Origin of the sequence: Aeromicrobium sp. SORGH_AS_0981 (genome assembly GCF_031453195.1) — a bacterium.
Classification (GTDB): Bacteria; Actinomycetota; Actinomycetes; order Propionibacteriales; family Nocardioidaceae; genus Aeromicrobium.
Window position 1 is genome coordinate 2,235,561 of record NZ_JAVIZD010000001.1, and the last position, 20,085, is coordinate 2,255,645.

Annotated in this window: 22 protein-coding genes and 2 tRNA genes; 14 read left to right on the forward strand and 10 right to left on the reverse strand. The window is 72.5% G+C overall.

Annotated features, from left to right (window positions below):
* The first annotated feature begins 4 nt into the window (after window positions 1-4).
* From recG to coaD, 3 genes are read left to right on the forward strand one after another with little or no spacing between them, the layout of a single operon-like run.
* Window positions 5-2,203: an ATP-dependent DNA helicase RecG gene (gene recG / locus QE370_RS11290; RefSeq protein WP_309634409.1), complete on the forward strand. Its 2,199-nt coding sequence runs from the start codon at window positions 5-7 to the stop codon at window positions 2,201-2,203.
* Entirely contained in the window at window positions 2,200-2,754 is a 555-nt protein-coding gene (gene rsmD / locus QE370_RS11295) for a 16S rRNA (guanine(966)-N(2))-methyltransferase RsmD (protein WP_309634410.1), read from the forward strand. Before recG ends, rsmD begins: the two co-directional genes overlap by 4 nt.
* 13 nt (window positions 2,755-2,767) lie before the next feature.
* Window positions 2,768-3,247 carry a pantetheine-phosphate adenylyltransferase gene (coaD, locus tag QE370_RS11300; protein WP_253023389.1) on the forward strand — a complete coding sequence of 160 codons (480 nt, stop codon included), beginning with the start codon at window positions 2,768-2,770 and terminating at the stop codon, window positions 3,245-3,247.
* Between the two features lie 14 nt (window positions 3,248-3,261).
* Here the strand turns inward: coaD and dinB are convergent, their stop codons facing one another.
* Complete coding sequence (gene dinB, locus QE370_RS11305; protein WP_309634411.1) at window positions 3,262-4,476, reverse strand: DNA polymerase IV; 1,215 nt, start codon at window positions 4,474-4,476, stop codon at window positions 3,262-3,264.
* 459 nt (window positions 4,477-4,935) lie between these two features.
* Here dinB and QE370_RS11310 point away from each other — a divergent pair, with 459 nt between their 5' ends.
* The 4 genes from QE370_RS11310 to mutM are packed head-to-tail and all read left to right on the forward strand — an operon-like array spanning window position 4,936 to window position 7,196.
* Window positions 4,936-5,433 (forward strand): DUF177 domain-containing protein, encoded by a 498-nt coding sequence (locus QE370_RS11310; protein ID WP_309634412.1) that lies wholly within the window; start codon window positions 4,936-4,938, stop codon window positions 5,431-5,433.
* Between the two features lie 3 nt (window positions 5,434-5,436).
* Window positions 5,437-5,622: a 50S ribosomal protein L32 gene (gene rpmF, locus QE370_RS11315; RefSeq protein ID WP_055965465.1), complete on the forward strand. Its 186-nt coding sequence runs from the start codon at window positions 5,437-5,439 to the stop codon at window positions 5,620-5,622.
* 19 nt (window positions 5,623-5,641) lie between these two features.
* Window positions 5,642-6,334 (forward strand): ribonuclease III, encoded by a 693-nt coding sequence (rnc, locus tag QE370_RS11320; RefSeq protein ID WP_396127833.1) that lies wholly within the window; start codon window positions 5,642-5,644, stop codon window positions 6,332-6,334.
* A gap of 7 nt (window positions 6,335-6,341) precedes the next feature.
* Entirely contained in the window at window positions 6,342-7,196 is an 855-nt protein-coding gene (mutM, locus tag QE370_RS11325; protein ID WP_309634414.1) for a bifunctional DNA-formamidopyrimidine glycosylase/DNA-(apurinic or apyrimidinic site) lyase, read from the forward strand.
* Window positions 7,197-7,267: 71 nt separating this feature from the next.
* Here the strand turns inward: mutM and QE370_RS11330 are convergent, their stop codons facing one another.
* Complete coding sequence (locus QE370_RS11330; RefSeq protein ID WP_309634415.1) at window positions 7,268-8,023, reverse strand: metallophosphoesterase family protein; 756 nt, start codon at window positions 8,021-8,023, stop codon at window positions 7,268-7,270.
* An 85-nt stretch (window positions 8,024-8,108) separates the two neighbouring features.
* On the opposite strand from QE370_RS11330, the gene QE370_RS11335 reads away from it, so the two are divergent.
* The 4 genes from QE370_RS11335 to QE370_RS11350 all read left to right on the forward strand — a co-directional run bounded on the left by QE370_RS11335 (window position 8,109) and on the right by QE370_RS11350 (window position 12,009).
* Window positions 8,109-9,338 carry a deoxyguanosinetriphosphate triphosphohydrolase gene (locus tag QE370_RS11335; RefSeq protein WP_309634416.1) on the forward strand — a complete coding sequence of 410 codons (1,230 nt, stop codon included), beginning with the start codon at window positions 8,109-8,111 and terminating at the stop codon, window positions 9,336-9,338.
* A gap of 23 nt (window positions 9,339-9,361) precedes the next feature.
* Window positions 9,362-11,242, forward strand: coding sequence for a DNA primase (dnaG, locus tag QE370_RS11340; protein WP_309634417.1), 1,881 nt, complete (start codon window positions 9,362-9,364; stop codon window positions 11,240-11,242).
* A 98-nt stretch (window positions 11,243-11,340) separates the two neighbouring features.
* Complete coding sequence (locus tag QE370_RS11345) at window positions 11,341-11,946, forward strand: sigma factor (RefSeq protein ID WP_309634418.1); 606 nt, start codon at window positions 11,341-11,343, stop codon at window positions 11,944-11,946.
* Window positions 11,937-12,009, forward strand: a tRNA-Asn gene (locus QE370_RS11350). Before QE370_RS11345 ends, QE370_RS11350 begins: the two co-directional genes overlap by 10 nt.
* 80 nt (window positions 12,010-12,089) lie before the next feature.
* Here the strand turns inward: QE370_RS11350 and QE370_RS11355 are convergent.
* The 5 genes from QE370_RS11355 to QE370_RS11375 all read right to left on the reverse strand — a co-directional run bounded on the left by QE370_RS11355 (window position 12,090) and on the right by QE370_RS11375 (window position 15,709).
* Entirely contained in the window at window positions 12,090-12,647 is a 558-nt protein-coding gene (locus tag QE370_RS11355; RefSeq protein ID WP_309634419.1) for a hypothetical protein, read from the reverse strand.
* Window positions 12,648-12,676: 29 nt separating this feature from the next.
* On the reverse strand, window positions 12,677-13,261 hold the full coding sequence (locus QE370_RS11360) for a hypothetical protein (RefSeq protein ID WP_309634420.1): 585 nt from the start codon (window positions 13,259-13,261) through the stop codon (window positions 12,677-12,679).
* A 1-nt stretch (window position 13,262) separates the two neighbouring features.
* Window positions 13,263-14,012, reverse strand: a complete 750-nt coding sequence (locus tag QE370_RS11365) for a PIG-L deacetylase family protein (protein WP_309634421.1) — start codon at window positions 14,010-14,012, stop codon at window positions 13,263-13,265.
* 95 nt (window positions 14,013-14,107) lie between these two features.
* Entirely contained in the window at window positions 14,108-15,298 is a 1,191-nt protein-coding gene (locus QE370_RS11370; RefSeq protein WP_309634422.1) for a heparan-alpha-glucosaminide N-acetyltransferase domain-containing protein, read from the reverse strand.
* A 334-nt stretch (window positions 15,299-15,632) separates the two neighbouring features.
* Window positions 15,633-15,709, reverse strand: a tRNA-Ile gene (locus QE370_RS11375).
* A gap of 37 nt (window positions 15,710-15,746) precedes the next feature.
* On the opposite strand from QE370_RS11375, the gene QE370_RS11380 reads away from it, so the two are divergent.
* A complete protein-coding gene (locus QE370_RS11380) occupies window positions 15,747-16,175 on the forward strand; it encodes an HAD family acid phosphatase (protein ID WP_309634423.1) in 429 nt (142 codons plus the stop codon).
* Window positions 16,176-16,194: 19 nt separating this feature from the next.
* On the opposite strand, the gene QE370_RS11385 is transcribed toward QE370_RS11380, so the two are convergent.
* Window positions 16,195-16,500, reverse strand: a complete 306-nt coding sequence (locus tag QE370_RS11385) for a GNAT family N-acetyltransferase (protein WP_253023328.1) — start codon at window positions 16,498-16,500, stop codon at window positions 16,195-16,197.
* 179 nt (window positions 16,501-16,679) lie between these two features.
* On the opposite strand from QE370_RS11385, the gene QE370_RS11390 reads away from it, so the two are divergent.
* Window positions 16,680-17,174, forward strand: coding sequence for a DUF3145 domain-containing protein (locus tag QE370_RS11390; protein WP_309635257.1), 495 nt, complete (start codon window positions 16,680-16,682; stop codon window positions 17,172-17,174).
* Window positions 17,175-17,184: 10 nt separating this feature from the next.
* On the opposite strand, the gene QE370_RS11395 is transcribed toward QE370_RS11390, so the two are convergent.
* On the reverse strand, window positions 17,185-18,012 hold the full coding sequence (locus QE370_RS11395; RefSeq protein WP_309634424.1) for an acyl carrier protein: 828 nt from the start codon (window positions 18,010-18,012) through the stop codon (window positions 17,185-17,187).
* A gap of 74 nt (window positions 18,013-18,086) precedes the next feature.
* Here QE370_RS11395 and QE370_RS11400 point away from each other — a divergent pair, with 74 nt between their 5' ends.
* Entirely contained in the window at window positions 18,087-19,040 is a 954-nt protein-coding gene (locus QE370_RS11400; RefSeq protein WP_253023322.1) for an alpha/beta fold hydrolase, read from the forward strand.
* Here QE370_RS11400 and QE370_RS11405 read toward each other — a convergent pair.
* Window positions 18,980-20,062, reverse strand: a complete 1,083-nt coding sequence (locus QE370_RS11405; protein WP_253023320.1) for a phosphatase PAP2 family protein — start codon at window positions 20,060-20,062, stop codon at window positions 18,980-18,982. The genes QE370_RS11400 and QE370_RS11405 overlap by 61 nt on opposite strands.
* Between the last annotated feature and the right edge of the window lie 23 nt (window positions 20,063-20,085).

Here is a 20,085-nt window from a genome sequence, read left to right on the forward strand (position 1 = left end):
GGTCGTGACCACCAGTCCTGCGGCGACGCCGGGTCCCACCAACCCGCCGGAGCGCCGGCTGCGCTCCGTCGTGGGCGACGCGACGGCCAAGAAGCTCGCGACCCTCGGCCTGGAGACCATCGACGACCTGCTGAGGCACTACCCGCGGCGCTACGTGTCGCTGGGGGAGATGACCGACCTCGCGTCGCTGCAGGTCGGTCAGTACGCCACCGTCATGGCACGCGTCGTCGAGGCGGTGAACAAGCGGTTCGGCCCGGGCGGGCGCAAGACGCGCACCGAGGTGACGCTCACCGACGGCAACGCCCGGCTGACGCTCACCTTCTTCTCCCAGCCGTGGCGCCAGGCGCAGCTGACCCCCGGCACGGTCGGCCTGTTCGCCGGCGAGGTGGGGCAGTTCAACGGGCGACTCCAGCTGACGCACCCGCTCTACGAGCCGCTCGAGGGCCCCGACGCGCTCGAGGGACGGATCGCGCGCGGCATCATCCCGATCTACCGGGCGAGCGCGAAGATCCCGTCGCTCGCCATCGAGCGCTCCGTCGAGACGGTGCTGCCCGTCGCCGACGTCGAGGACCCTCTCCCCGAGGACGTGCGCGCCGACCGGGGGCTCCCGTCCGCCGACGTCGCGTTCGAGATGATCCACCGCCCCCGCTCGGACCAGCAGTGGCGCACCGCTCGCGACCGCTTCCGGTTCGAGGAGGCCTTCGTCCTGCAGACGGTCTTCGCGCAGCGCCGCCACGCTGCGCTCGGCCAGACCGCGGTGCCGCGTCCTCGGCGCTCGGGCGGTCTGCGCGACGCGTTCGAGCATCAGCTGCCGTTCACGCTCACCGACGGGCAGCGTGCGGTGGTGGCGGAGATCGAGGCCGACCTCGCGCGCGAGCACCCCATGCACCGGCTGCTGCAGGGCGAGGTCGGCTCGGGCAAGACCGTCGTCGCGCTGCTCGCGATGCTCCAGGTCGTCGACGACGGCGCGCAGGCCGTGCTGCTGGCGCCCACCGAGGTGCTGGCCGCCCAGCACCACCGCGGCATCACGGCCATGCTGGGGGCGCTCGCCGAGGGCGGCATGCTCGGGGGAGCCGCGGAGGGCACGCGGGTCCGGTTGCTGACCGGCTCGATGGGCGCCAAGGCCCGCAAGGAGGCACTGCTCGACGCCGCCTCGGGTGCCGCCGGCATCGTCGTCGGCACCCATGCGGTGCTGCAGGAGACCGTCCAGCTCGCCGAGCTCGGCCTGCTCGTCGTCGACGAGCAGCACCGCTTCGGCGTCGAGCAGCGTGCCGTGCTCGTCGACCGCTACGACACCAAGCCGCACGTGCTGGTCATGACCGCGACCCCGATCCCGCGCACGATCGCCATGACCGTGTTCGGCGACCTCGAGACGTCCACCCTCAGCGAGCTGCCGGGCGGTCGCCAGCCCATCCAGACCACCGTCGTCCCGGCGGCCGAACGTCCCGACTGGCTCGCCCGGGCGTGGGACCGGGTGCGCGAGGAGGTCGCCGACGGTCGTCAGGCGTACGTCGTGGTCTCGCGCATCGGCGGCAGCGAGACGGAGACGGGGGAGAAGGGGGCGGGGGAGAAGGCGGACCCCGACGGCCCGCCGACCCGGTCGCTGGTGGACCTGCGGGAGGAGCTCGCGGCGGGTCCGCTGGCGGGGCTGCGGCTCGGGATCCTGCACGGACGCCAGCACCCGGAGGAGAAGGACGCCACGATGACGGCCTTCGCGCGGGGCGAGATCGACGTGCTCGTCGCGACGACCGTCGTCGAGGTCGGCGTCGACGTCCCCAACGCCACGGTCATGGTCGTCGTCGACGCCGAGCGGTTCGGCGTCTCCCAGCTGCACCAGCTGCGCGGGCGCGTCGGCCGAGGCGGGCACGCGGGGCTCTGCCTGCTGGTCACCTCCGCCGAGGACGGCTCGCCGTCGCGGGAGCGTCTCGACGCCGTCGCGTCCACGTCCGACGGGTTCGCGCTGTCACGGCTCGACGCCGAGCAGCGTCGCGAGGGCGACGTGCTGGGCGCGGCGCAGTCGGGGGTGCGCAGCAGCCTGCGCCTGCTCTCGGTCGTCAAGGACGAGCAGGTCATCGCCGACGCCCGCGAGGCGGCCACGGCGTTCGTCGAGGGCGACCCGCAGCTGGCGAGCGCGCCCGACCTGCGGGCCGCGGTCGAGCGCCTCGAGCAGTCGCAGCAGGCCGACTACCTGGAGCGCACGTGACCCGGGTGATCGCCGGGCGCTGGGGCGGTCGACGTCTGCGCACGCCACCGGGCGACGGCACGCGCCCGACGTCGGACCGGGTCAGGGAGTCGCTCTTCTCCTCGCTGCAGTCGCTGTTCGGTGGCCTCGACGGGGTCCGCGTGCTCGACGTGTACGCCGGGTCCGGCGCCCTGGCGCTGGAGGCGCTCTCGCGCGGGGCGGCGTCGGCCGACCTCGTCGAGTCCGACCGGCGCGCCGCCCAGGTGGCGCAGCAGAACGCGCGGGAGCTGGGCGCCGAGGCCGTCGTTCACCGCACGAGCGCCGCCTCCTTCGCCGCCTCCGCCACCGGCCCCTACGACCTGGTGATGCTCGACCCGCCCTACGCGGTGGCCACCGACGACGTCGCCGCCGTGGTCGCGGCCCTCGCCCCGTCGCTCGCCGACGACGCCGTGGTCGTCGTCGAGCGGTCCACGCGCACGCCGTTCACGTGGCCCGCAGGGTTCGAGGGGTTCCGCGACCGCGCCCACGGCGAGACCACCGTGTGGTTCGGTGCCCGCTCCGACGAGTCCTGATAGCGTCGCCGCCGTGACGCGCGTCGTGTGCCCCGGCTCCTTCGACCCGGTGACCAACGGTCACCTCGACATCGTGCGCCGGGCCTCCCGGCTGTTCGACGAGGTGGTCGTGGCGGTCCTCGTGAACGAGAGCAAGAAGAGCCTCTTCTCGCTCGAGGAGCGGATGGACCTGCTCGCCCGGGCCACCGAGGACCTGCCCAACGTCTCGGTGGCGTCGTTCCGCGGTCTGCTTGTGAACTTCTGCACCGAGCAGGGGATCAGCGCGATCGTGAAGGGTCTGCGAGCGGTCTCCGACTTCGACTACGAGCTGCAGATGGCGCAGATGAACGGCAGCCTCACCGACGTCGACACCGTCTTCATCCCGACCAGCCCCGAGTACTCCTTCCTGGCCTCCAGCCTGGTCAAGGAGGTCGCACGCGGCGGTGGCGACGTGAGCGGTCTCGTGCCCGACTTCGTGCTCCAGCGCCTCGACCGGGAGTTCGGCCGCGCCTGACCCGGCGTCGCCGCCTACGCGTCGTCCTCCTGGTCGGGGAGGATCGGCATGGGGGCGCGCTCCCCGCGCCCGAGCTGCACGCCCCGCCGCACGGCTCGCGCGCCGAATCGGTCGCGGACGGCGTCGAGCGCGGTGTCGAGGCCGGGGTCGGAGGCCGACGTGAGGGGCAGCAGCAGCTGCTCGCCCTGGTCGTCGAGCCCGGACGCCTGGAAGCCGACGAGGGTGACGCCGCGTCGGGCGATCTCGCCGTGGCGTCCGCGCAGCAGCTGCAGCGTGGCGTCGAGGAGGACCTGCGTGTGGGCGGTCGGTCGCGGGAGCGTGTGCGAGGCGGTGGAGCTGGTGAAGTCGCCGAAGCGGACGCGCAGGGTGACGGTCGCGGCGGTGCGCCCGGCCGCGCGCAGACGCCGCGCGACGCGGTCGACCAGGCCCAGGAGCACGATCTCGACGCCCTCGGGCGTGCGCTCGTCGCGGCCGAGGGCGTGCTGCGCCCCCATCGAGCGACGCGACGGTCGCGCCCGCACCGGTCGGGGGTCGTGGCCGGAGGCGAGGGCGTGCAGGTGGCCGGCCGCACCGCTGCCGACCAGCGTGGCGAGCTCGCCGGGCTGCATGCGGGCGACGTCGGCGACGGTGCGCACCCGGGCAGCGTGCAGCTTCTCGGTGGTGCGGGGGCCGACGCCCCAGAGCGCCTGGACGGGCAGCGAGAGCAGGAAGCGTCGTTCGTCGTCGAGCGGGACGACGAGGAGGCCGTCGGGCTTGGCCATCGCGCTGGCCACCTTGGCGAGGTACTTCGTGCGCGCGACGCCCACCGAGATCGGCAGGCCCACCCGTTCGCGCACCTGCTCGCGGAGCGTCGTCGCGATCTGCGACGGTGCCCCGCGGATACGTCGGAGCCCGCCGACCTCCAGGAACGCCTCGTCGATCGAAACGCCCTCCACGAGAGGCGTGGTGTCGGCGAAGACGGCGAACACCGCGCGACTCGCCTCGCTGTACGCGTGCGGCCTGGGCGGCACCACGAGTAGGTCGGGGCAGAGCCGCAGCGCCTGCCGCAGCCCCATCGCGCCCTTGACGCCGTGCGCCCGCGCCTCGTAGCTGGCGGCCATGACCACCCCGCCGCCGACGGCCACCGGCCGCCCCCGCAGGCTCGGGTCGTCGCGGACCTCGACGGAGGCGAAGAAGCTGTCGAGGTCGGCGTGCAGCACCGTCCCCTCCCGCTCCGCCGACGTCTGCACCTGCGCATCCTCCCAGCCCCCACCGACAGTCCGGCGGACGGAGATTCCCAGGTCGACCTGGGAATCTCCGTCCAGGCATGGTTTCCTCAGCCGGGCACGGAATGCTCTCCGTGCTTGGCTGAGATTCCCGTGCTTGGCAGTCCGGTGCGCGGAGATTCCCAGGTCGACCTGGGAATCTCCGTCCAGGCATGGTTTCCTCAGCCGGGCACGGAAAGCTCTCCGGGCCTCGCTGAGATTCCCATGCCTTGTCTGGTCGCGCCCGCCGGCCGCTGCCGACCGGTGGGGGAGCGATTGGTGTCGCGTGACCTGCACCGGTTATGATGGACGGCGGCCTGGAAACAGGCCGTGATCTGTTGTGCACCTCGACGGACGGACGTGACCGTGCAATCGGGCCCCTTGGTCTTCGACACCCAGGTTCTGGGTCGTCGACCTGGGACCGAACGTACCTTCACCCGCACCGTGGCGGCGCCGGCGGATCTGGGCCACGACGTCTACGGCGTGCCCGAGGACTCGCCCATCGACCTGGAGCTGCGGCTCGAGGCCGTCATGGACGGGGTGCTGGCCACCGGCACCGCCTCGGCGCGCGTGGTGGGGGAGTGCGTCCGCTGCCTGGACGTCCTCGACGACACCGTCGTGGTGGACCTGCAGGAGCTGTACCTGTACGACCCGATCGGCGCCGGCGACGGTGCCGAGGAGGACGGGGAGGAAGACGAGCTTCCGGCCCTCGAGGACGACCTGCTCGACCTCGAACCCGTCCTGCGGGACGCGGTGGTGCTCGCACTGCCGCTCAACCCCGTGTGTGATCCGGAGTGTCCGGGACTGTGCCCCGAGTGCGGGGCGCGACTCGCGGACGATCCAGACCACACACACGGCGATCCGATCGACCCCCGGTGGGCGTCGTTGAGCCAGCTGACCCAGAACCTCCCGGGCGACGTCCCGGGGCCGAACAAGGAGTAGATCGTGGCCGTTCCGAAGCGGAAGATGTCGCGCAGCAACACGCGCCACCGCCGGTCGCAGTGGAAGACCACGGCGACCACCCTCGTCGACTGCGCCAACCCCGCCTGCGACTCCAAGGTCGTCCCGCACCGTGCGTGCGGCGAGTGCGGACAGTACGGCGCGCGTGGCGAGCGTCGCCAGGTCCTCTGATCCTCAGGGCCACGAGGCCCTGAAGGAGGTGCTCGGCGTCCCCGACCTGGACGCCGAGCTGCTGGAGCACGCCCTCACGCACCGTTCGTACGCGTACGAGAACGGGGGCCTGCCCAACAACGAGCGCCTGGAGTTCCTGGGCGACTCGGTGCTGGGGCTCGTCGTCACAGACGCGCTCTTCACCAACCACCCCGACCTCGCCGAGGGCCGGCTCGCGAAGCTGCGTGCTGCCGTCGTGAGCGCGAAGGCGCTCGCGGAGGTGGCGCACACGCTCGACCTGGGTGCGCACCTGCGCCTCGGACGCGGCGAGGAGGCCACCGGCGGTCGCAACAAGGCGTCGATCCTGTCCGACACCGTCGAGGCCGTGATCGGTGCCGTGTACGTGCAGTTCGGCATCGAGCGCGCGTCGCAGGTCGTGCACGCCGTGTTCGACCCGTTCATCGCCCGCGCGGCCGACCTCGGCGCCGGGCTGGACTGGAAGACCTCGCTGCAGGAGATCGCCGCCAACCACGACCTCGGCGTCCCCCGCTACGTCCTCGAGAGCGAGGGCCCCGACCACGACAAGACGTTCACGGCGTCCGTGGTGGTGGGCGAGCAGCGATACGACGGGGGCACTGGCCGGTCGAAGAAGGAGGCCGAGCAGCAGGTGGCCGAGATCGCGTGGCGTGCCATCACCGCCGAGGTGACCCCGGCCGACGCCGTCGAGGTCTGACCCGTCCGTGCCTGAGCTCCCCGAGGTCGAGGTGGTCCGCCGCGGCCTCGACACGCACGTCGTCGGCCGCACCGTCGTGGCGGTCACGGTGCACGACGTCCGGTCCCTCAAGCGGCACCTGCCAGGCGCCGCCGACTTCGTCCCGCGTCTCGTCGGTCGACGGGTCGACGCGGCGCGACGTCGCGGCAAGTACCTCTGGCTCGTGCTCGACGGTCACGAGGCGCTGCTCTGCCACCTCGGCATGAGCGGGCAGATGCTCATCAGCGACGCCGACGCGCCGCTGCCGCGGCACCTGCGCATCGTGCTCGACCTCGACGACGGCCGTCAGCTGCGGTTCGTCGACCAGCGGATCTTCGGCGGCATGATGCTGGCCGACGTCGACGAGGAGCAGGTGCCCGTCACGATCGGGCACATCGCGCGCGACCCGCTCGACCCGCGGTTCGACCGCGACCTCTTCGCGGCTCGGCTGCGCCGTCGGCGCACGGGCGTCAAGCGCGCCCTGCTCGACCAGACGTTGATCTCCGGCGTCGGCAACATCTACGCCGACGAGTCGCTGTGGCGCGTGCCGCTGCACTACGCGCGCGCGACGGAGAACCTGCGCGCCAAGGAGGTCGACGCGCTGCTCGGCCACGTCGTCGACGTGATGGGCGAGGCGCTCGAGCAGGGCGGCACGTCCTTCGACGCGTTGTACGTCAACGTCAACGGCCAGAGCGGTTACTTCGACCGGTCCCTCGCCGCGTACGGGCAGGAGGGTGAGCCGTGCCCGCGGTGCGGGACGCCGATCCGCCGCGACGCGTTCATGAACCGCAGCTCCTTCACCTGCCCCCGCTGCCAGCCCCGCCCCCGCAACGGCCGCTTCTGAGCCCGTGCGCCGCTGCTGATTCCCAGGTCGACATGGGAATCTGCAGCTCACCGAGGTGGAGGCAGGGTGAGTCAGCGTCCGTCGCGCGGAGCGAAGGCCGCGAGCGCCTCGACGTCGCCGGCCGGGCGGCGGAACGTCTCGTCGGCCCAGGCCTCGACGTCCGGCCAGCCCGACCCGTCGACGACGTCGCGCACCAGGCGGTCGACGTCGAGCGTCGTGCGCCCGAAGGTGACCTGTCCGTCGGAGAGCACCGCCCAGCTCGCGCCTGGGTGGCCATAGGGCAGACCCACGCTGCCGGGGTTGACCACGAGCCTGCGGTCGACGAGGCGAAGGAACGGCATGTGCGTGTGGCCGCACACCATGGTCCCGACCTCGGCGGGCAGGTCGGCGAGCACCTCGTGCCAGCGCCCGAGCCGGCTGTCGACGAGCACGACCTCGGCGTCGTCGCGAGGGGTGGCGTGGCAGAAGCGGACGAGCCCGAAGCCGGGCAGGTCGAGCGTCAGCTGCTCCGGCATCGCCTCCAGCAGGGCCAGATGGTCCGATGTGAGCTGCGCGGCGCCCCAGACCGACAGCGGGTCGTCGTCGAGCCCGACGTCGAGTCCGCGCGCGATGTGCAGCAGCTCGCGGTCGGCGTTGCCGCGCACCAGCACGGCACGGTCACCGAGGGCCACGAGACGGTCGAGGACCTCGCACGGCTGCGGGCCCCAGGTGTGGTCACCGGTGACGACCACGAGGTCCGCCGCCCTCACCGCGGGCTCGGCCAGGACCGCGTCGAGTGCGGGCAGCACGCCGTGCACGTCGGAGAGCACCGCGACCGAACGGGTCATGGCGTCACTGTGCCACGACCCACGACCCCACCACCCACGACGCAGGGTCGGTGCGACGTGGTGCGCCTTCGGTAGCCTGCGTCCCGTGGAGAGTCCCTACGGCATCGAGGCGCGCGCCCGGGTCGTGGCGGAGCCGACGAAGCGGGCCGGGCGCACGCCGTTCGAGCGCGACCGCGGTCGCGTGGTGCACTCCGCGGCACTGCGCCGCCTGTCGGCGAAGACGCAGGTCATGGGCGCCGGGTTCGACGACTTCGTGCGCAACCGGCTCACCCACACCCTCGAGGTGGCGCAGGTGGCGCGCGAGCTGGGCGCCTCGCTCGGCTGCGACCCCGACGTCGTCGACTGCGCCGCCCTCTCCCACGACCTCGGGCACCCGCCGTTCGGGCACAACGGCGAGGTCGCGCTCGACGAGGCGGCTGCGGACGTCGGCGGGTTCGAGGGCAACGCGCAGACCCTGCGCATCCTCACCCGGCTCGAGGCGAAGACCGTCGACGCCGCGGGCCGCAGCGTCGGGCTGAACCTCACGCGCGCGACGTTGGCCGCCTGCGTCAAGTACCCGTGGGCGCGCGGCGAGGCACCCGGCGGCGGCCCGAAGTTCGGCGTCTACGCCGACGACCGACCGGTCTTCGACTGGCTGAGGGCCGGGGCGCCCGTGTGGCGACGTCCGATCGAGGCGCAGGTGATGGACCTCGCCGACGACATCGCCTACTCCGTGCACGACGTCGAGGACGCGGTCGTGGGCGGCTGGTTCAGCCTGCTGCCCGGACGGCTCGACCTCGACGGGGTGCACGCCGTCGCCCGCGACTGGTACGACGCGAGCGCCGACGACGACAGGCTCGGGGGCGCGCTGGAACGGCTGCGGGCGTTGCCGGAGTGGCCGCGCGCCGAGTTCGACGGCAGCCGCGAGGCCCTCGCCGTGCTGAAGAGCCTGACGAGCGCGCTCATCGGCCGGTTCGCCGTGAGCGCGCAACGGGCCACCGTCGAGCGGTGGGGGCCGGGGCCGCTCACCCGCTACACCGCCGACCTGGAGGTGCCGCAGGCGACGCGAGACGAGATCACCGTCCTCAAGGCCGTCGCCGCGCACTACGTGATGCTCGCCGACGACCGGGCACGCCAGCTCGCGACGCAGCGCGAGGCGCTCGGCGCGCTCGTGGCGCGGCTCCTCGCGACGGGGGAGGAGCACCTCGAGCCGGAGTTCCGGGCCGACCTGCGTCGCGCCACCGACGACGCCGCTCGCACCCGCGTCGTCATCGACCAGGTGGCGAGCCTGACCGACGGGTCGGCAAGGCTGTGGGCCGACCGGCTCCTCGGTTGACGCGCACCGCCTAGGATCGACCCGTGGCGGGACTGATCAACGACGAGGACATCCAGCTCGTCCGCGAACGCGCCCGCATCGACGAGGTGGTCGAGCAGTACGTCACGCTGCGGCGCTCGGGCGGCACCATGAAGGGTCTGTGCCCGTTCCACGACGAGAAGACGCCGTCGTTCCACGCCAACCCGGCGCGCGGCACCTTCCACTGCTTCGGCTGCGGCGAGGGCGGCGACGCGATCGCCTTCATCCAGAAGATCGAGGGCCTCAGCTTCGTGGAGGCCATGGAGCGGCTCGCGGCGAAGTACGGCATCCAGCTCCGGTACGAGGAGGGTGAGTCCCGCGGGCCTCGGCGCGACCCGCAACAGCGTCAGCGGCTGCTCGAGGCGCACCGCCTGGCCGGCGAGTTCTACGCCCAGACGCTGGCGTCGTCGCCCGAGGCGTCGATCGGTCGCCAGTTCGTCACCGACCGCGGCTTCGACCAGCGGGCCGCCGAGACCTTCGCCATGGGATGGGCGCCGAAGTCGGGCACCGCGCTGCTCGGGCACCTCAAGGGCAAGGGCTTCACCGACGACGAGCTCGTCGCGGGCGGCCTGGCGCGCCGCTCGACGCGGGGCCTGTTCGACGTCTTCCAAGGACGTCTGCTCTGGCCGATCCGCGAGATGACCAGCGAGATCATCGGCTTCGGCGCCCGACGGATGTTCGACGACGACTTCATGCAGGGCAAGTACGTGAACACCGCCGAGACGCCGATCTACAAGAAGAGCCAGGTGCTCTACGGCATCGACCTCGCGCGCCGTCAGATCTCCTCGGAGAGCCGGGCGGTGGTCGTCGAGGGATACACCGACGTGATGGCGTGCCACGAGGCCGGCGTGCGCACCGCGGTCGCCACCTGCGGCACGGCGTTCGGCGAGGGCCACGCGAAGGTGCTGCGACGGATCCTGCTCGACGACGGTGCCATGCACGGCGAGGTCGTGTTCACGTTCGACGGTGACGAGGCGGGGCAGCGGGCCGCCATGAAGGCGTTCGAGGGCGACCAGCAGTTCGCCGCGCAGACCTACGTCGCGGTCGAGCCGCGCGGCATGGACCCGTGCGACCTGCGGATCGCCGACGGCGACGTCGGCGTCCGGGCGCTCGTGGACGCCCGGATCCCGCTGTACCGGTTCGTGCTCGAGAACGTGCTGCTGCGCTACGACCTCGACCGTGCCGACCAGCGGGTCGACGCGGTGCGCGAGGCGGTCGGTCTCGCGACGTCGATCCGCGACAAGAGCAAGGTCGAGGAGTTCCTGCGCGAGATCTCCACGCGCGTGGGGGTCGACGTCGACCAGGTGCGGGCCGAGCACCGTCGGTACCGGCCCCCGACGAAGCCGGACCGCCGGGCCCCGGCGCAGCAGTCGGCCGAGCCGGCACCCGCGCCACCGCCGCAGCCGTTCGTCAGCTTCGGCGCGCCCCAGTTCGCCGACGAGCGTGAGGCGTTGAAGGCGCTGGCGCAGCACCCGCACCTGGCGCGTCCGCACGCCGAGGAGCTCGACGACGGCGACTTCACGCACCCCGTCGCGCAGGAGCTGTGGCGCACGATGACCACGGTCGGGCTCCCGGCGCAGCCCGACCCGACCTTCGTGCCGCGGGTGTCCGACGCGCTCGTCTCCGACGACCTGCGGCGCGTGCTCTCCGTCGCCGCGATGGAGCCGCTCAGCTCGACCGAGGGGGCGACGGGGCGCGTCGTCGCGGCGATCATGACGCGGCTGCGACTGCTGACGGTCGGCCGCACGGTCGAGGACCTGCGCTCCAAGCTGCAGCGCACCGACCCCGCCGAGCAGCCGGACGAGTACCGCGCGGTCTTCACCGACCTGCTCGCGCGGGAGGCGGAGTTCCGCCAGCTGCGCAACCGCACCCTGGGTGGCGAGTAGTCCCCAGGATCGCCCCCACGGCGAGGTCCGCCGGGCACGCGTCCACAGGCGGCGCGGTCGTCCTGGAGCCGGGGCGGACCGGCGGCCAGGCTGGAGCCATGGACCTGGTGCGTCGTCTGCTGGGGGAGCCGTCGATCACCGCGGAGGAGGAGCGCCGGCTCGCCGTCCTCGCCCGTGCGGGTGACGACGACGCGCGGGCGGTGCTGCTGCGCCGGTCGTTGCGCCTGGCGGCCCTGCGGGTGTGGGCGCTCGGCTTCCGGGGCGACGACGTGGACGACGCGCTGCAGGTGGCCGTGCTGGCCCTGATGTCGGCCGTGGCGCGGTTCGACCCCGACCGAGGTGTCCGGCTCGCGACGTACGCGTGGCCGTGGATCACCCGGGCTCTGCACGCCCACCGCGAGGCGCGTCCGGAGGTGCCGCACGACATCGTCCCGGAACCGCGGCGCCGGCGCGCCGACCCGTCCGACGGCGTCGTCGCCGGGCACCTGGCCGGCCTGCCGCACCGCGAGCGTGCCGTGCTCGAGGCCCGCTTCAGCCGCACGCCGGAGGGCGCCTGCCCGACCCCGTGGACGGACGTCGCGACCCGTCTCGGCCTTCCCGTGTCCACGGCGCGGCGTGTCGGTGACCAGGCCCTGTCGAGACTGCGCGAGGGGGTTGGTAGAGTTACCGACCGTGCTCCCCGAGTGGGAGACATTCCCCCGTAGCTCAATTGGCAGAGCATTCGACTGTTAATCGAAGGGTTATTGGTTCGAGTCCAATCGGGGGAGCACAGGGCCCGCCAGGGCGACGAGAAGGGGACCGACGCGGCAGCGTCGGTCCCCTTCTCACGTCAGCGGCGCCTCTCGCGTCAGCGGCCGAGGAGCGCGTCCATGCCCACGGCGAACGCGGCGGCGAGGCGGACGTCGACCCGGGGGTCGGGCACCGAGACCTCGTAGCGGTCGCGCACCGACGTCGCGCGCTCGACCGAGAGCAGCGGCTGGCCGGTCGCGTCGTCGACGACGTCGAAGTGCATCTTCAGGAAGGGCAGGTCGGTGAAGCGGCGCAGCACCGCGACGAGCTGGCTGCGCTCCTGGCCGGTGCCGACGAAGCCGTCGCCCTCGAGCGTGAAGGTGGTGCGCATCAGCGACGCGCCGAACTGCTTGCGGAAGCTGCCGATCGGCGAGCCGTCGGACGCGACCACGTCGTAGGCGCCGCGCAGGTCCATCACGTTGCGGGCGCCGAACGTGAACGCCTCCTGCCGCCGGGACTCGTCGGTGTAGAAAGTCACCTTCTCCTTGAGCGCGAGCCGCTTCTGCTGCGCGACGGCGAGGACGGCGCCGTCGGGGCCGACCACCTCGTAACGGTTGGTGGTCATCGCCAGCTTCTGGTTGACGGTGAACGACGGGACGTGCTGCACGGTGGTCACGCCGAGAGCCTAGGTGCTCCAAGGGCCGTTCAGTGGTCGATCATGCCGAGAAGCCCCACGACGAAGGCGGCCGCCAGACGCACGTCGACGCGCGGGTCGGGCACGTCGACGGCGTACGTGGTGCGCTCGCCGGGGGCCCGGCCGACCGACAGCAGCGGCGCCCCGGTGTCGTCGTCGAGCACGTCGACCGCGATCCGGCGGGTCGGGGTGTCGCTGCTGAGCCGCCGCTCGAGCGCGAGGAAGCCGCTGCGCTCCTGCGCCGCGCCCGCCAGTCCCTCGGCCTCGAGCACGAACGTGGTGCGGACGAGGCTGCGGGCGGCCTGCTTGCGGAAGGACCCGACCGGACGACCGTCGGCGGCGACGACCACGTGACGTGCCCCGAGGTTCGGGCGACCGCGGACCTCGCTGCGGAACGCCTCGCGCGTGCGTGCCTCGTCGGCGTGGAACACGGTGGTCGCTCCCGCACCCCACGAGCGACGACGTTCAGCGAAGGCCAAGGTCGCACCGGTGGGATCGAGGACCTCGTGCCGCTCGGCGCGCAGCGCCGGACGCTCCCGCACGAGGAAGGCGGGCACGTGCTGGACGCCGAGGGTCGTGTCGGGCTGGTCGGGCACGTCAGTCGCCCCACGTCATCGACACGACCTCGAACGCGGCCGCGTGGGTGACGCCCATGCGGGTCCCGAGGGGCCGCGACATCCCCTCGAGGAACTCGGCGGCGTCGAAGTGCTCCCAGCCGAGACCGTCGATGTAGGCGCGGTGGGCCTCCAACGACGCGACCCCGCGGTCGAAGGTGGCGGAGGTGTCGACACCGTGCGTCGCGGCGGGGGAGCCGGACACCCACACCTGCCGGACGCCGCCCCAGGGCTCGAGACCGTCGAGCAGCTGCTCCCGATGGATCCACCGGTTGCCGGCGTCCTGCACGGCGTGGATGGTCGAGCGGCCGACGGCGACGTGGTCGGCCTGGTTCGGCGCGCTGCCACCCCACGTGTCGTGGTGGTTCACGGTGACGACGACGTCGGGCCGGTGCTGTCGGACCTGCTGGGCGATCGCGGCCCGCAGGGCCACCGTCTGCTCGACGACGCCGTCGGGGAAGCCGAGGAACTCGACGACGTCGACGCCGACGATGCGCGCGGACTCGACCTGCTCGGCCTCGCGCACCGTCCGGCACTCCTGGGGCGCGAGCGCGTCGATGCCGGCCTCGCCGCTCGTGACCATGCAGTAGACGACGGTCTTGCCCTGCTCGGTCCAGCGGGCCACGGCGGCAGCGGCGCCGAACTCCACGTCGTCGGGATGGGCGACGACGACGAGCGCCCGCTCCCAGTCCTCGTCGAGCGGGTTCAGCGGGACGGGCGCCTCGTCGGTCATGGCGTCAGGCTACGGGGCGCGGTTGGGTCGGGCCATGGCTGAGCAGCAGCGGCCGACGCCGGGCCCCGCGTCGTGCTCCCGAGGGGCGAGATGGTTCAGGCCTCGGTGCGGGGTCGGCTGATGCGGCCGACGAGGCGCTCGAGCGGCCCCCGCCCGACGAACGCCACCCACAGCGTCGCCAGCACGAGCAGACCGACGCTGGTGCGCGCCCAGACGGTGTTGCTGATGCCGACGTACCCGCCGAACGGACCTCCGGCCAGCGCGGTGAGCAGGAGCAGGTGAGCGGTGTAGGCCGTCAGCGGCATCGAGCCCAGCGCCGCGAAGGGAAGCAGCACGGCCCGCAGTCGGCGGGCGAGCAGCAGGCACAGTCCGATGACGGCGACCGCGAGCCCGCCGGACCCGACGATCTCCGGAGCGCCGGCGGTGTGCGGCTTGTACTGCATCGCGGTGCTCCACACGTGCTGGATCTCGTCGGACTGCTCGAGCCGGGTGAGGTAGCCGGGCTCGCTCGTGGGGTTGCCGAGGTCGTCGGTGTAGTCCGGCGCCGCATAGCCGAGGTAGGCGACGAGGTCCTCGCGGTCGGAGCCGATGAGGTGACCCGCTCCGTACCCGAGCGTCGCGACCACGACGCCGCCGAGCAGCAGTCCTGCCGCCACGCGTGCGCGGGTGAGGGGGAGCCGCCCGACGGCCATGCCGGCCAGGAGCACCGCCAGCCACGCGGTGACCGGGTAGAGGCCGAACAGGGTGAGGTCGAGGCCGGGGCCCGACGCGGCGAGGCTGAGCGCGTGGGCCAGCGCGACCCCGAACGGCGCGACCACGGCGAGCAGGACCGCGACGGTCCAGAGCCGTCGGGTGCTCCAGTGCAGGACGAGGGTCGAGGCCACGAACAGCAGCCCGTAGAGCGGCAGGATCACGCCGACGCCGGTGTTGAGCAGCTCGATGGCGAGGCCGATGAGGAGGATCAGCAGACCGCGTCGCACGAGCGTCATCTGCAGACGGGTGTCCCCGGGGCGTGCCCGGCCCTTGCAGATGAGGCTGATGGAGACGCCGGCCAGCATCGCGAACAGCAGCGACGACCGTCCGTTCACGATGCCGTCCCAGGTGGACGGGTCGGACCAGGTGATGTCGTCGTGGGTGTCGCCCAGGTGGGCTCCGACCATCCCGAGGACTGCGAGCCCGCGGGCGACGTCGATGCCGACGATGCGGGGCGGTCGGCCGAACCGACGCAGCCGCTCGACGGGTCCGACACGGCGGCGCGACGGGGCGCCCTCCTCGACGACGGTCATCGCCACCTCGCTGCCTCGTCCCCGACCTGTCGGGCCGAGCATGCCCTGCCCGGCTGAGAGCGTCGTGAGGGCGCGCCGCGGGCGTGTTCGTTCGCGGCGGTGGTGATGGTCGTGGTGGGGCGGGTGGGGCTCGAACCCACGACCCAAGGATGATGACTCCTCTGGTGGGGCGGGTGGGGCTCGAACCCACGACCCAAGGATGATGAGCCTCGCGAGGGACGTGCTGGTCGTCGGACCATCTCGGTGTGTGGTGGGGCGGGTGGGGCTCGAACCCACGACCCAAGGATGATGAGCCTCGCGAGGGACGTGCTGGTCGTCGGACCATCTCGGTGTGTGGTGGGGCGGGTGGGGCTCGAACCCACGACCCAAGGATTATGAGTCCTCTGCTCTGACCGGCTGAGCTACCGCCCCAAGGGTGCACAGCCTAGCGAGCGGGCAGACTGGGCCCATGACCGACGCCGTGATCGCCGACCTGGACGGGACGTTGGTCGACGTGTCGTCGATCCTGCACCACGTGACGGGGGAGGAGCGCGACTTCGCGGCCTTCCACGCGTCGTCGCGCGACTGCCCGCCCCGACCGGAGGTGGTCGAGGCGGTGCGTGCGGCGCACGAGCAGGGGCGTGCGGTGCTGGTGGTGACGTCGCGGGAGTTCGTGTGGCGCGACCTGACGCTGGACTGGCTGCAGGAGCATGACGTGCCATACGACCAGCTGGTCATGCGGATCGTGGGCGACTACCGCCCCGACCACGTCGTGAAGGCGGAGATGCTCGATGAGCTCGAGAAGGACGGCTACCGCGTGCTCGAGGCCTGGGAGGACGCGCCGGACATCGCCGACCTGTGGCGCTCGCGGGACATCGACGTGCACGTGGTCGGCTGAGCCGGCCGCGACGTCGCGCTCAGAGGCCGAACATGCCGCGCTGGTCGGCTGGCACGAGGTCGAGGAACTCGGGGTGGTCGCGGATCACCTTGGGCACGAACGGGCAGAACGGCAGCACCTGCGCGTCACGTTCGGCCAGCTCGCGCAGGGTCCCGACGATGAGCTCGGAGCCGATGCCGCGACCCTCGAAGGCGGGGAGCACGCGGGTGTGGGGCAGGGCGTACACGTCGCCGTCGGCGCGGTAGTCGACCCAGCCGGCGAGCTCGTCGTCGACGGTGATCTCGAAGCGGGAGGCGCTTGGGTTGTCCTGCACGACGGAGGTCATGACCACATCGTCACATGCACCGCCGACGGTCGCGACCGACCGCGCGCGAGCGTCGCGCGGGCTCGGGGCTGGTGCCGAGGACGCTGCTGTGGCTACCATGGGCGCAACGCGGACTGATGACGCGTGGCTCCGTGAGGTCGCTGGGGAAGGCGGATCTCGAGCTAGGAGGCACGATGAGCATCCCCACCCGTGGAGTCCTGTATGTCCACTCCGCGCCGTCCGCGCTGTGCCCGCACGTCGAGTGGGCGGCCGCGGGCGTCCTCGGCGACAGCGTCGACCTCGACTGGCAGTCGCAGCCTGCGGAGGCCGGTACGTACCGCGCCGAGCTGTCGTGGCAGGCCCCGGCGGGCTCCGCCGCGGCCCTCGCGTCGGCGATGCGCGGCTGGGACCGGCTCCGGTTCGAGGTCACGGAGGAGCCGACGGCCTCGAGCGAGGGGGCACGGTTCTCCTTCACCCCGACCCTGGGCATCTTCCACGCGATGACCGGCCTGCACGGCGACGTCCTCATCCCCGAGGACCGCATCAAGGCGTTCCGCGTCAAGGCAGCGCTCGGCGAGATCACCATGGACGAGGCGCTCGACGGCCTCCTCGGGGTGGCCTGGGACGCCGAGCTCGAGCCGTTCCGGCACGCCGGCGAGGGCGCCCCGGTCCGCTGGCTGCACCAGGTCGTCTGACCCGGGGCGTTCAGCCGATCGTGACCTTCGCGGACGGCGATGCGGTGTTGCTGTCCTCGTGGAACACGCGGAACTCGCGCTCGCCCGGACGTGACGTGTAGATCTGGGTCTGGAACCGGCCGCCCTCGCGGGTCTGCAGCGAGACGGGGAAGTCCTCCCAGTCGGCACCCGGGTCGCGGGACTGCACCTGCAGCAGCTGGCCCTCGCCGAGGGAGGGGAACCGGCCGGAGATGGTGAACCGCTGACCGGCGGCGATCCGGTCGCTCTCGACCGAGAAGGTCGGCTTCTCCTCCGGCTCCTGCGTCGCGGACGGCGTCGGCGACGGGCTCGCCGACGGGCTGCTCGACGGCGTCGCGGGGGCGGTGGGGCCCGAGATCGGCGGGAGCTCCACGCCGCCCAGGCCGGTCGCGCGCACCACGGTGGCGCCGGCGAAGCCGAGTCCACCGCCGATCACGAGGCCGGCCACGACGAACCACATCGCGAGCCGCCAGAGCGCGTCGGCGCGGCCCGCGAGGCTGCGCTCGCCCGGCGCCCGCTCGCGGCCCTCGGCGCCGAGGGTCACCGCCACGGCGGGACCACGGCGACCACGCCGGCCTGCCGGTCGGTGCTCGACGACGGCACGTACGGCGTCGTCGACGGTCACGAGCTCGTCGACCGTGGCGTCCTCGAGGTGGACGCCGAACCGACGGCCCAGCTCGTCGGCGACCTCGACGGCGGCGAGCGAGTCGACGCCGAGGTCCTCGAGGCGGGCGTCGTCGCGCACCTGGTCAGGGGTGCACTCGACGACGGTCACGAGGATGTCGGTCAGCTGTGCGCGGACCTCGGCTGGGGTGGGCACGGCGTCAGTCTAACGAGCCACCCGACGTCGTCGGTTCCGGCGCGGCCGAACCCGCCACCTCCTACGATGGGCCGATGACCAGCGGCGACGATCTGCAGTTCGTGGTGGTGCACGGCTACCGTCGCGCCTACCGACGCAAGGGCAAGGGTCCGGCCCTGCTCCTGCTGCACGGCCTGGGCTGCGAGTCCGGCACGTGGGAGCCCGTCATGGACGCGCTCGCCGAGCACTACACCGTGATCGCGCCCGACCTGCTCGGCCACGGCGAGTCCGACAAGCCCGACGCCGACTACTCGCTCGGTGGCTACGCCAACGGCATGCGCGACCTGCTGACGGTCCTCGGCATCAACAAGGTGACCGTCGTGGGCCACAGCTTCGGCGGCGGGGTGGCGATGCAGTTCGCCTACCAGTACCCCGACCGCACCGAACGCATCGCGCTCGTGTCCTCCGGCGGCCTCGGCAAGGACGTCACGCCGCTCATCCGCTTCCTCACCCTGCCCGGCAGCGGCGCCGCGCTCGGCCTCGCGACCCTGCGTCCCTGGCGCCGGGCGGTCGCGGCGAGCATGCGCGGACTCTCGCGCACGGGCGTCCGGCAGCTACGCGACCTCGGCGAGGTGGCGGCGATCTACGAGTCCTTCGCCGACCCGCGCGCACGGCACGCGGTGCAGCGCGTCACGAGCCACGTGCTCGACTGGCGCGGCCAGTTCGTCACGATGATCGACCGGACCTACCTGGCCCGGATCATCCCCGTGCTCGTCGTCTGGGGCGCCGACGACCTCGTGATCCCCGCCTCGCACGCCGAGATCGCGCGCAACCAGGCATGGTCGCACGTGCACGTGCTGCCCGACGCGGGCCACTTCCCGCACCGTGACCACCCGGAGCAGTTCGCCCAGATCCTCCACGACTTCGTGGCCGCGACCGACCCGGCCACGTACCACCGCAGCACCTGGCGCGCGATGCTGCGCCAGGGTCAGCCCGTGATGGACCCGGAGCCGCCGCCGGGACCGGGCGCCGTGACCGTCGCCGGCTGAGCCGGCTGCTCGTCGACCGGCGCCAGGCCTCGTCGCTTGCGCCGCCCTCGGTTCCCGGACGCCCAGGCGCCCAGCGACACCGACGCCCAGCCGATGACGATGCCGGCGATGTCGTCGGCGAGGTAGTGCCAGCCGAAGTAGATGGTGGCCAGGACGGTGACCACGAAGAACGCCCAGGTGATCGCGCGGATCGCGAGCTTCTGACCGGTGCGCTGCATGAACAGGGCCGCGGTGAACGTCACGGAGACGTGCAACGAGGCGAAGCCCGCCACACCGTGGATCTTCTCGCTCGCCCACGGGTCGGTGAGCACGTCGACCCTGTTGCGGAACAACGAGCGTTGCAGCTCGGTGACGTCGGTCGTCGCAAGGTCCCAGTACATCGACGGCTGCGCGAACGCCGGGCCGAGGGTCGGGAGCGCGTAGTAGCTGAGGACGCCGAGGATCCAGTTGAGGCACAGCGCCGTGGCGTACCAGGCGCCGATCGAGAAGTCGCGGTTGAGCACCAGGAAGGCGCCCAGCGTGATGGGGATGAGCGGCAGGTAGGCGATGTACGCGAACGACAGCACGTGCGCCATCACGTCGGTGCCGAGCAGGTTGTGCAGGACCGTGGCCGGGTTGTGGCCGAACATGAGCCAGTGGTCGAGCTCGAGGAGCTGGCGGTCGAACAGCACGCCCTCGCGGTACGTGGGCAGGTAGCTCTTGAGGTTGCGGTAGCTGACGTAGCTCGCGTAGAAGGTGATCAGTCCGGTCGCGATGTAGCCGACCCGCTTGAGCGACCACTCCTCCCGCACCACCTCGCGCGCGCCCTCGCCGATCTGCTTCCAGCCGCGACGACGCACGGCGGCGGGCACGATGCCGGCGGCGAAGAACAGCAGCGCCAGCAGCGGGAGGCGCACGTACGCCGGTCCGAGGAACCCCTCGGGGTCCTTCATGGGCAGTCCGAGGTACAGCGAGGAGAACACCGCGGCGCCCGTGACCGCCACGGACAGCGCGACGGCAAAGGTGTACGGCCAACGACGCATGGGCAACATCCTAGGGTGCGTCG